Source organism: Pseudogracilibacillus sp. ICA-222130, assembly GCF_037892545.1.
In the GTDB taxonomy this organism is placed as follows: domain Bacteria; phylum Bacillota; class Bacilli; order Bacillales; family Amphibacillaceae; genus Pseudogracilibacillus.
This window is the reverse complement of record NZ_JBBKBG010000083.1, coordinates 1-746: the sequence shown is the minus strand read 5'-3', so window position 1 is coordinate 746 and position 746 is coordinate 1. Positions and strand designations below refer to the sequence as shown.

Sequence of the window (746 nt, the reverse complement as noted above, 5' to 3'; positions counted from 1 at the left end):
AATCAAAACCACCAGTGTGAACTGGTGGTTTGCTCTGCGGCTGAAAGCCTTTATTACCGGCCTCAGCCTAAAAGGCTCACTGAACGGTCTCCCTTATGCACCACATCCACGCACGGATTCTTTAAGAATCTCTTATTCCTATCTTTTCTTATTTCGCTGTCCCGTAAATGGGTCGTACTCTTCGAATAATGTCAGTTGATCGCTTATATAATCATCTTTTAGCTGATTTCTTATATATTCCTGGATTTGATTTTTGTTTCTTCCTACTGTATCCACAAAGTATCCTCTACACCAAAATTTTCTGTTTCCATACTTATACTTTAAATTTGCATGACGATCAAAAATCATTAAGCTGCTTTTACCTTTCAAATAACCCATAAATTGAGATACACTTAATTTGGGTGGAATACTTACAAGCATATGAATATGATCTCTACATGCATTTGCTTCATGAATCTCTACATTTTTTCTTTCGCAAAGACTTCTAATAATCTCTCCTATACTTTTCTTATATTTACCGTAAATAATTTGTCGTCTATATTTTGGCGCAAATACGATATGATACTTACATCTCCACTGTGTATGTGCTAAACTATTCTTATCCTGCATTAGGATTGCCTCCTTCTCTTGTAAGATATGGTGGTCGGGAAACCAACTTTATCTTATCACGATAGGAGGCATTTTTTAATACCACGCTAAAAGCTACTTAGAACCCCCGGCAGAGCCAGGGGTTTTCAAATGCATAA

General features: G+C 36.7%; 1 protein-coding gene. It reads right to left on the bottom strand.

Translation table 11 applies throughout. The annotated features are described in order from the left end of the window. Nucleotides 1-138 precede the first annotated feature (138 nt). On the bottom strand, nucleotides 139-609 hold the full coding sequence (gene tnpA / locus WKT09_RS13715; protein WP_340416561.1) for an IS200/IS605 family transposase: 471 nt from the start codon (nucleotides 607-609) through the stop codon (nucleotides 139-141). Nucleotides 610-746: the final 137 nt, after the last annotated feature.

What these genes read in the sequence shown, in the direction of transcription:
- tnpA (WP_340416561.1), bottom strand. Translation starts at nt 609, where the DNA reads ATGCAGGATAAGAATAGTTTAGCACATACACAGTGGAGATGTAAGTAT.